The organism is uncultured Chitinophaga sp. (assembly GCF_937874145.1).
Lineage (GTDB): Bacteria > Bacteroidota > Bacteroidia > Chitinophagales > Chitinophagaceae > Chitinophaga.
On sequence record NZ_CALNBI010000073.1, the window covers coordinates 1 to 9,521 of the forward strand.

The 9,521-nt window shown below is 54.2% G+C and carries 8 protein-coding genes; 2 read left to right on the forward strand and 6 right to left on the reverse strand.

Annotation, left to right across the window (positions count from 1 at the left end; all coding sequences use genetic code 11):
• Positions 1-586 (reverse strand): hypothetical protein (locus Q0510_RS03340; protein ID WP_298708249.1); only part of this gene is annotated, 586 nt, incomplete at its 3' end.
• A 452-nt stretch (positions 587-1,038) separates the two neighbouring features.
• On the opposite strand from Q0510_RS03340, the gene Q0510_RS03345 reads away from it, so the two are divergent.
• Positions 1,039-1,386: an MmcQ/YjbR family DNA-binding protein gene (locus Q0510_RS03345; RefSeq protein WP_298708251.1), complete on the forward strand. Its 348-nt coding sequence runs from the start codon at positions 1,039-1,041 to the stop codon at positions 1,384-1,386.
• A 59-nt stretch (positions 1,387-1,445) separates the two neighbouring features.
• Here Q0510_RS03345 and Q0510_RS03350 read toward each other — a convergent pair whose 3' ends face one another.
• The 4 genes from Q0510_RS03350 to gyrA all read right to left on the reverse strand — a co-directional run bounded on the left by Q0510_RS03350 (position 1,446) and on the right by gyrA (position 7,036).
• A complete protein-coding gene (locus Q0510_RS03350) occupies positions 1,446-2,396 on the reverse strand; it encodes an NADP-dependent oxidoreductase (protein ID WP_298708252.1) in 951 nt (316 codons plus the stop codon).
• Between the two features lie 102 nt (positions 2,397-2,498).
• Positions 2,499-2,816: a KGG domain-containing protein gene (locus tag Q0510_RS03355; RefSeq protein WP_298708253.1), complete on the reverse strand. Its 318-nt coding sequence runs from the start codon at positions 2,814-2,816 to the stop codon at positions 2,499-2,501.
• A 308-nt stretch (positions 2,817-3,124) separates the two neighbouring features.
• Complete coding sequence (locus tag Q0510_RS03360; RefSeq protein WP_298708256.1) at positions 3,125-4,378, reverse strand: hypothetical protein; 1,254 nt, start codon at positions 4,376-4,378, stop codon at positions 3,125-3,127.
• 42 nt (positions 4,379-4,420) lie between these two features.
• Complete coding sequence (gyrA, locus tag Q0510_RS03365; RefSeq protein ID WP_298708257.1) at positions 4,421-7,036, reverse strand: DNA gyrase subunit A; 2,616 nt, start codon at positions 7,034-7,036, stop codon at positions 4,421-4,423.
• A 333-nt stretch (positions 7,037-7,369) separates the two neighbouring features.
• Between gyrA and Q0510_RS03370 the strand changes: the two genes are divergently transcribed.
• A complete protein-coding gene (locus Q0510_RS03370) occupies positions 7,370-8,695 on the forward strand; it encodes a saccharopine dehydrogenase C-terminal domain-containing protein (protein ID WP_298708259.1) in 1,326 nt (441 codons plus the stop codon).
• A 135-nt stretch (positions 8,696-8,830) separates the two neighbouring features.
• Here the strand turns inward: Q0510_RS03370 and Q0510_RS03375 are convergent.
• Positions 8,831-9,521: Sir2 family NAD-dependent protein deacetylase (locus tag Q0510_RS03375; RefSeq protein WP_298708261.1), on the reverse strand; the 691-nt coding region annotated here is incomplete at its 5' end.

A 9,521-nucleotide genomic window follows, 5' to 3' on the forward strand; every position in this document is an offset into this window, starting at 1 on the left:
GGGGCGGGCAGAGTTCCCCGTTGTTTTCCGGTTCGTCGTCGTCATGCGGGCCGGTGAAAATCATGCCTTTGTGAGGAACGCCATTGGCGTGGACCTGCACATGGTCGAGGTGTTTTTTGCGTTCTTCGCGGGTGGTGACGAGCACTAGTGTGGTGTGGCCCCAGTAGGGCTTGATAGGATCATGGCCGATGGTACCCTCCTGGTGCGGGACCGGGTAGTTTTCCGCGTATTCGCCAAGGTAGAAGCGCACGCCGCTGAGGGAGTCACGTTTCAGGATACAGAGCAGGGCGTGCATACGTTCCGTTGAGAACCAGATGCTGCGGGTGTGGGTGGAATCCGGCGGCAGGCGCTTGCCGTAGCGCGCGATCATGTTGAAAGCGGTGTCTACGCTCAACAGGTCCTTCTCCGGGACGATCGTTGAGGAGTTGCAGACGTATCTGGAGGAGTCCGGGCCGGGCTTCTGGCCACGTCCTCCTGAGCCTTTCGACTCTGCCCACCAGTAACCTGCCGCTAAACCGGCGGCCAGCGTTAAGGTAGGGATCAGGATTGATTTGAATGTACTCATATAGGTTGTTATTGCATGCAATATGGGAGGACACGGGATTTGCCAACGGTTTTCACGGTGCTCCAAATTACCGTTTTTCATCACATATTCCGCATAACCACAAGCCCAAATTTCGGAGTTGCCACATATACCGGGAAGGCGTTTTTCGGCTCCTGTGAAGGCGGTTTTCAGGTGAAATGGATATCTGCCTGCTTATCAAGCCTCCTCTCCTTCCTGTTTCAACTTTCTGAATGATAACTTTTTAAGCTTACTTGCTTCAATTATCACTGGCAATGCAAAAGCCTAAGTAGCGTGTTGTTTAACATTTAATTAGAGGTGTTCGCTGGTTGTCAGTGCTTTAGCTTCATGTAAATTTCCCGGTAACTGGCGTTATTCTTTTGTTGGTGAGTTGAATAGATGGAAAGAAAATAGTAAGGATTCCTATGCATAGAAGCCTTTTTTTCCCGCTTGGGAGTTTTCCGTAAATTGTAGCCATGAATCTCGAAAAGCTCCAGGATTTCTGTCTTTCCCTCCCCGGAACCGCCGAAGGCTTCCCGTTCGGGGAAACTACCCTCGTATTTACCGTCATGGGAAAATTGTTCGCGCTGGTCGATGTCGACGCTTTCGAAAGCATCAACCTCAAATGCGATCCCGAAGAAGTAGAAGAGCTCCGGGAAAGATATGAAGGCGTTTTGCCCGGGTATCATATGAATAAAAAACACTGGAACACCGTTTTGCTCGACGGCTCCATCCCGGACCGCCTCCTCCTCGAATGGACCCGCAACTCCTACGACCTCGTCGTAAAAGGACTGCCCAAAAAGCTCCGGGACCAACTGGGGTAAAACGCCACCGCCGCAGACCGGTTTCCCGGGCCGCGGCGGCGGTAAATATCTTAATGGGTTCAATCCAATGCATCATCGATCACCAGGATCGTTTTCCCCCTGCTGCGGGCCACCCGGCTGTCGGCGATGGCCTGCGGCGCCTGCTCAAGCGGTAATTTACGGTCCACCGGCACAGTAAGCCGCCCTTTATCGACCAGGACGCGGAGCGCATCGAGCGAAGCCGGGGTGCCTTTCGTCTCAAAGTTCCCGCCTTTCAGCCCCAGTTCATGGATATGGTCTTTGCTGGCAACAAACTGCGTGGTAGACACATGGCCGCCTTTCTTCACCAGCGGCAGCAACTTATCAAACCCCGTTTTTGGGCTCACCAGGTCGATCAGCGCATCGGCCCCGCCGGCAAACTGCTCTTCTACCGGCGCGCTTTTATAATTTATGGTCTCCGCCGCACCCAGCTGCCGCACCCGCTCCGCCGACGCATCGTCCGAAACCGTGGCCACCACGTGGATCCCCCTGGCCCTGGCGATCTGCAACACGAAACCGCCCACGCCACCGGTAGCGCCGATGAGCAGCAACGTTTGGCCCTCCGTAAGCCCCGAACGGTCGAGGAGCTGTAGGGCGGTCATCCCCGCCGTGGGCAGCGCCGCCGCATCCGTCAGGGGAATGGAATGCGGCGCTTCCGCGATCGCCGCCGATTCCGGAACCGTCACAAACTCGGCATAAGATCCCTCGCCGATGGGCGGATGGATCATCTGGCCATAGATGCGGTCGCCCGGCTTGAAGCGTTTAACGCCCGCGCCAACAGCCTCCACGACCCCTGCGCCGTCGACCCCCAGGATGAGCGGGAACACATGCGGCATCGTGTTTTCCAGGATGCCGTCCACCAGTTTCCAGTCGAACGGGTTAAGCCCCGCCGCGGCGAGCCGGATGCGGAGGGTGCCGTCTTTCAGGACGGGTTCGGGCAATTCCACGAGCTGGGGAACGCTTTTGAATTGATTCACTGCTACAGCTTTCATAATATTCGGATTGGGATATCAATTTACGCAAATTACCATCCGGGGCATAAAAAAAGCGTGTACCGCTTACGGTTACACGCCTTTACAATGATCTTATGCGCCTCAGTGGGGTTTGCTGGGTTTACGGCCACCACCATGGGAGGCCTTCCCACCTTTACTGGCAATCTGGCGTTGTTTTTCTTTGTCCATTGCCGCAAAGCCCCTTCTGCTGGGAGTGCGCTTCTGCGTTTCCCCATGCGCGGCGGCATCGCCATCGGCCAGGTCGGCCTCACGCTGATTGCGACGGTCAGTTGCATCCAATTCGTTTTCATCATAGCCTTCCAGACGATTGTTCTTATCGTCGTTGTATTCCTGTTCTCCGTAACGTTCCTGCCTGTTGGCGTCTTTCATCAGCATGTTTTCGTGATGTTGCTCCTGCATGTCAGTAGGTTTTGTTCGTGTGACCATAATTGTAAGGATTTGATATGGTTAATTGAATCAATTACATGTTTACCAATAACATACGGTAATTACCATGCCAACGGATATTTAGGTTATACATATAAAACTATGTCAACTGATAATGGCTGATTAACAACTCACTAACACAAGGCCGTGATAATCACATACTTGTTTGCGTAGTATAACGACTGTGGAATTATTGCGGCAGTTTGGGCGATGCGGGGATGGCGGGGCAACAAAAAAGGCAAGGGATGCCCCTTGCCTTTTTATATAAGATTTGGTCAGCCTTAGTTCAGGCCTTCCAGTTTCTTTTTCACGATTTCTACCTTATCGTTCATGTTCTTGATAGCGTAGATTTTCTGGAGAGCATAGAGCGCGCTTTCGAAGGTGCGCTTGTCGCTGGCTTCCAGGTTAGCGCCCATGGCGGTGAAGCCGGCGTCAGCTTTTTCGAAGAAAGGCAGGGCCTGGTCCATGAGGGACTGTACTTTGGCCTGCAGTTCTTTTGCTTTCGGGCCGGTTTGCTCTTTGCTGGGCAGGTTGTTCAGGTCCTTGTTGCTGGCAACCGCACGGTTGAAGTACAGCGCACCGAGCTGGAAGTTGGCGGTAGCGTCGTCGGCTTTGAGGGCCAGTGCTTTCTTGTACGCTTCTTCAGCTTTGGTCATCAGGGCGTCGTAGTTGGCGGGCTTGGCAACGTCATTGCCTTTCTCGTCGCGGGGATTGGCTACGTTATCGAGACGGATAGCATAATCCAGCACGAGGCTGAAGTCGCTCGGATTTTCGTTTACCTTTTTCTCGAGCATGCTCAGCAGTTCGTCCGTTTTACCGGTTTTGGAATAGTAGAGCATTTCCATATCGTTGAAGCGTTTGTCGGCCGGGAAGAGGGCTTTCGCTTTTTCGATGGTACCGAGCCAGTTGGCGTTGTCGCCGCGCTCTTCATATTGCTGCGCGAGCACCACGTACAAAGCGGGTTCGGTTTTGAACTGGAGGTCGGCGGCTTTTTTCAGCAGGGCGAAGGCTTCGTCCTTTTTGTTGGCCTGCTGTGCGGCGTAACCGGCGTAGAATACCATGGCGGTGTCGGTCGGGATGGAACCGCCGAGGTTTTTACCATTATAGTAGTCGCGCACTTCCACGGCTTTCTGGAAATAGAGGTAGGACGAGTCCCACTTCTGCTCGTTCAGGTTGCCATAACCGGCGTTGCCGATGGTGGCGTACACGTTGAACATGCGGTTATTCATTTCCAGGAGGGCTTCCGGGAGTTTGGGATTGATTTCGAGTGCTTTTTTGAAAGACTCGTAAGCAATTTCCGCGTCGGCCGCGCTTTTATTTTTGGTAGCCAGGGCTTCATAGATTTTGCCTTTCACGTACCAGGTTTTAGCGTCGTCCTTCGTTTTTTCGTGAGCGAGCGCCGCCTCGATATCGGCTTTCGCCTGGTCGATTTTGTCGCTTTTCAGGTATTCATCTGCACTGTTCACCTTTGCTTTTTGCGCCATGACTGCAAATCCGGCGCCGCAAAAGAGAAGCGTTACAAATAGTTTTTTCATGTGGCTCAGGTTTTTAAATAATTATCGTTAATTGTTAGTGGTTTATTCTTCTGCAGGCTGACCGGCGTCTTCACCAGCCGTTTCCTCACCGCTTCCGGCGTTTTCTGCACCTTCGGCGTTTGCCGCGCCTTCGGCACCTTCTTCTCCTTCAACACCTTCTACTCCTCCCACAACCTCTTCTTCCTCCTGCTCGTCGAGCCGTGCCACTGCCGCGATCTCGTCGGACTCATCCATACGGATCAGCCTTACGCCCTGCGTGGCGCGCCCTGCTTCCCGTACATCGGCAATGGCCATGCGGATGGTAATGCCTGATTTACAGGTGATCATGAGGTCGTTGTTCTCGGTAACGTCCAGGATGGCGATCAATGGACCGGTTTTTTCGGTTACGCTGATAGTCTTAACCCCTTTGCCCCCGCGATTGGTGATCCGGTATTCCTCGATGTCGGTGCGTTTGCCGAAGCCTTTTTCGGAAACCACGAGCACGGTTTTCGTCTTGTCTTCCTTATCAACACAAATCATACCAACAACTTCGTCTTTCTCGTTGTCGACCTCGATACCACGAACCCCTATGGCGCCGCGCCCTGTGTCGCGCACGGTGTTTTCCGGGAAACGGATCGCGCGGCCGCTCTTCACCGCCATCATGATCTCGCTGTTGCCGTTGGTCAGCTTGGCTTCCAGCAGCTGGTCGCCGTCGTTCACCGTGATGGCGTTCACGCCATTGGTGCGCGGGCGGCTGAATTCTTCCAGCAGGGTTTTCTTGATGATACCGTTGCGGGTGCAGAGTACGATATAATGGTTGTTGATGAAGTCTTTATCGCCCAGGTCCTTGATGTCGATGATCGCGCGGATCTTATCGTCGGACGGGAGCTGGATCAGGTTCTGGATCGCGCGGCCCTTGCTGGCTTTCTCCCCTTCAGGGATTTCGTACACCTTCAGCCAGTAGCAACGGCCTTTTTCGGTGAAGAACAGCATGGTATGGTGCGTGGAAGCCACGAACAGGTGCTCGATGTAATCTTCGTCGCGCGTTTTACCGCCGATCGCCCCGCGGCCACCGCGTTTCTGCTGGCGGTAGTCGTAAGCCGAAGTACGTTTGATGTAACCGAGGTGGGAAATGGTGATCACCACGTCTTCCTCGGCAATGATATCTTCGATGCGCATTTCGGCAGCCAGGTACTGGATCTCGGTTTTGCGTTCGTCGCCGAACTTCTTTTTCACTTCTTCCAGTTCCGTTTTGATGATGCCCATCCGCAGGCCTTCGTCTGCCAGGATATCTTTCAGTCTGCCGATCAGCTGCATGATTTCTTCGTATTCTTCACGGATCTTGTCGCGCTCCATGCCTGTTAAACGCTGGAGGCGCAATTCCAGGATGGCTTTCGCCTGGATTTCGCTCAGGCCGAAGTTGCTCATCAACCCTTCCCTTGCCACGTCGGGCGTTGCGGAGTTGCGGATGAGGGCGATCACTTCGTCGAGATGGTCCAGCGCGATGAGATAACCCGCCAGGATGTGGGCTTTCTTTTCCGCTTCGCGCAGTTCGTACGCCGTACGGCGCGTCACCACCTCGTGGCGGAACTCGATGAATTCTTCCAGCAGCTCCTTCAGGTTCATGATCCTGGGGCGGCCTTTCACGAGCACCACATTGTTGATGCCGTAAGACGTCTGCAGCTCGGAATATTTGTACAGCTGGTTGATGATCACGTTGGGGATCGCTTCGCGCTTGAGGTCGATCACCAGGCGCATGCCTTCGCGGTCGCTTTCGTCGCGCACATCGGAAATCCCTTCGATCACTTTATCGTTCACCAGCTGCGCGATCTTCTGGTGCAGCACGGCTTTATTCACCTGGTAGGGCAATTCGTAGATCACCAGCCTTTCCTTGCCGGTTTTGCTGGTCTCCGAATTGATCTTGCCACGCACTACTACCCTTCCGCGGCCGGTCTCGAAGCCCGCTTTCACGCCTTCGAAGCCATAGATGATACCGCCGGTCGGGAAGTCGGGCGCTTTGATATGTTTGATGAGCTCCTCCATGGAGATGTTGCGGTCGTCGATCATGGCCGTCAAACCATCCACGAGCTCAGTGAGGTTGTGGGGCATGATGTTGGTGGCCATCCCTACCGCGATGCCGGACGCGCCGTTTGCGAGCAGGTTGGGAATGCGGGTGGGCAGCACCAGGGGCTCCTGCAACGTATCGTCGAAGTTGAGCGTAAAGTCCACCGTATCCTTGTCGAGGTCTTCCAGCATGGCTTCCGCGAACTTCTGGAGGCGGACCTCCGTATAACGCATGGCCGCAGGCATGTCGCCATCGATGGAGCCGAAGTTACCCTGCCCGTCGATCAGCATGTACCGCAGCGACCAGGGCTGCGCCATGCGCACCATGGTATCGTATACCGACGAGTCGCCGTGCGGGTGGTATTTACCCATTACGTCCCCAACAACACGGGCAGATTTCTTGTAAGGCTTGTTATGCGTATTCCCCAGTTCATACATGCCAAACAGCACGCGGCGGTGAACAGGCTTGAAACCATCCCTTACATCCGGCAACGCGCGGCCCACGATCACAGACATCGAATAATCGATGTATGCGGTCTTCATCTGCTCCTCAATGTTGATCTGAACAATTCTACCTTCCTTTTGATTGTCTTGATTGTCCGTGTTCTCTATCATTATGTTATTGGTTTACAGGTTTTTCCGTATCCTTAAATAAAGAGCAAATATAACGAATTTGAGCCGTATTCAGGCGCTATGGGGGCGGAATGTGAATAAAAATGAGGGAATATTCCTACTTTCGCGTCATCTCCGGTAAATGTTCTATATATCTTAAAATTGATATATACCAGCCGATCACAAATTGGCAGGCAATTTGTTTATAACCCTATGAAAATCAGCCCTTACATTCCATTGAGAACAATATCATGAAGGTTCGGAAAAACACGCTTATCTGAACATTCACCGGAATTTATTGTTTTCGTTTGGTAGTTTTTAACCATCGAGTCTCTTATGAAGCATGTTCTATTGTTTGGCGCCGGCAAGTCTGCGACCGTTCTGATCGATTACTTGCTGGCCAACGCGCCCCGGCAAAAATGGCACATTACCGTGGCCGATAACGACCTCATGCTGATCAAATCCAAGATCGGCAAGTCGTATTACGCCACCGCAGCCGCGATCGACGTCAAAGACCCGTCCGTTCGCCAACCCCTCGTGAAGGAAACCGACCTCGTCATTTCCCTCCTTCCCCCCGCCCTCCACATCACCGTGGCGCGCGATTGCCTGCAATTCGGCAAAAACCTCCTCACCGCTTCCTACGTGGACCCGGAAATCCGCCAGCTCGAAAAAGAAATCGAAGCCGCCGGCCTCCTCTTCATGTACGAAATGGGCCTCGACCCCGGCATCGATCACATGTCCGCCATGAAACTCATCCAGTCCATCGAGAAAAAAGGCGGCCAGATCTCCTGCTTCCGCTCCTATTGCGGCGGCCTCATCTCCCCCGAAAGCAACGACAACCCCTGGCAGTACAAAATCTCGTGGAACGCCCGGAACATCGTCCTGGCAGGTTCTTCCGGCGCCATCTACCGCGAAAAGGGAAAAGTGAAGGAAGTACCCTACGAACACCTGTTCGACCAGTCCAAAACCATCCAGGTGCCCGGCCTCGGCAAACTCGCCTGGTATCCCAACCGCGATTCCCTCAACTACACCGATATCTACAACCTCTCCAACATCCCCACCTTCATGCGCGCCACCCTCCGCTACCCCGACTTCTGCGAAGGCTGGAGCGCCATCGTTAAACTGGGGCTGACGGACGATAAAGAGAAACAGCAGACCGACAAGCTCTCCTACTCCGACTGGACCACCCGGCACATCACTACCGACCCCAGCCTGTCCGCCGAAGACAACGTCGCGCAGTTCCTCGGCGTTTCCTCCAAGAGCAAGCTCATCCGCCAGCTGAAATTTTTAGGGATTTTGAACGGGGATTTGATTAACTTAGGAGAACAGACCGACGCGGGCGTCCTGCAACATGTGCTCGAAGCCCGCCTGAGAATGGAACCATCCGACAAAGACATGATCGTCATGCTCCACGAAATAGAGTTCGAGCGCCGGAACATGAGCACTAAATTATCAAGTTATATGATCGTGCAGGGAGAAGATAACCTGCGCACCGCAATGGCAAAAACCGTAGGTCTGCCCCTGGGTATCCTGGCGAAGCTCGTGCTCTCCGGCCAGGTAAGCCTCACCGGGCTCCAGATCCCCGTTATGCCGGAAATCTACAATCCCGTCCTCCGCGAACTGGAGGAATTCGATATCAGGTTCGAGGAATCTTTCGACTAACAACAAAAACGTATTGCCACCGGCCAACGATTCAACCCGACCCACACGGGATCAAGTCATTTTTCCTATGACTACTCCTAGCTAGAGGAGGTTGAACATGTGAAAGTATGGGCCGCCCACATTTGGGCGGCTTTTTTATGGGCGTAATAACTCCAGCAATTCTGCCACGCCTTCCGTCGCGGGCTTCTCGATCAGCGTCCAGTGATGCGAATCGCTCACCGGCGGGATCTTTTTGTCGATGATGTACCGCGGCACATCCGCCCGCAGGTAATTCACCAGTCCTGCCGCGGGGTACACGTTCAGCGACGTCCCGATCAGCACGAACACATCCGCCTGCACGATCTCCAGCACCGCCGGCTGGATCATGCTCACATCTTCCCCGAACCACACCACATGCGGGCGGAACTGCCCGCCGTCCGGCGCCACCTGCCCCATGGCGATGTCTTCCCGGATATCATACAATTTGGTTTCGTCATGCACGCTGCGCATTTTGAGGATCTCCCCATGTAGGTGCAGCACCCGGGAAGATCCGCCCCGCTCATGCAGGTCGTCGATGTTCTGGGTGATGATGCGCACGTCGTACCACTGTTCCAGTTCAGCCAGCCCGGTGTGGGCAGCATTGGGTTGGGCGGCCAGCACGTCTTTACGGCGGAGGTTGTAGAATTCCTGTACGAGCGAGGGATTTTTGTTCCAGCCATTGGGCGAGGCTACTTCGTAGACGTCGTGGCCTTCCCAGAGACCGTCTGAGTCTCTGAAAGTCCGGAGGCCGCTTTCGGCGCTGATGCCTGCGCCGGTGAGCACGACGAGTTTGGGTTTCATGATCGCT

What these genes read in the sequence shown, in the direction of transcription:
- Q0510_RS03345 (WP_298708251.1), top strand. Translation starts at nt 1,039, where the DNA reads ATGAATCTCGAAAAGCTCCAGGATTTCTGTCTTTCCCTCCCCGGAACC.
- Q0510_RS03350 (WP_298708252.1), bottom strand. Translation starts at nt 2,396, where the DNA reads ATGAAAGCTGTAGCAGTGAATCAATTCAAAAGCGTTCCCCAGCTCGTG.
- Q0510_RS03355 (WP_298708253.1), bottom strand. Translation starts at nt 2,816, where the DNA reads ATGCAGGAGCAACATCACGAAAACATGCTGATGAAAGACGCCAACAGG.
- Q0510_RS03360 (WP_298708256.1), bottom strand. Translation starts at nt 4,378, where the DNA reads ATGAAAAAACTATTTGTAACGCTTCTCTTTTGCGGCGCCGGATTTGCA.
- gyrA (WP_298708257.1), bottom strand. Translation starts at nt 7,036, where the DNA reads ATGATAGAGAACACGGACAATCAAGACAATCAAAAGGAAGGTAGAATT.
- Q0510_RS03370 (WP_298708259.1), top strand. Translation starts at nt 7,370, where the DNA reads ATGAAGCATGTTCTATTGTTTGGCGCCGGCAAGTCTGCGACCGTTCTG.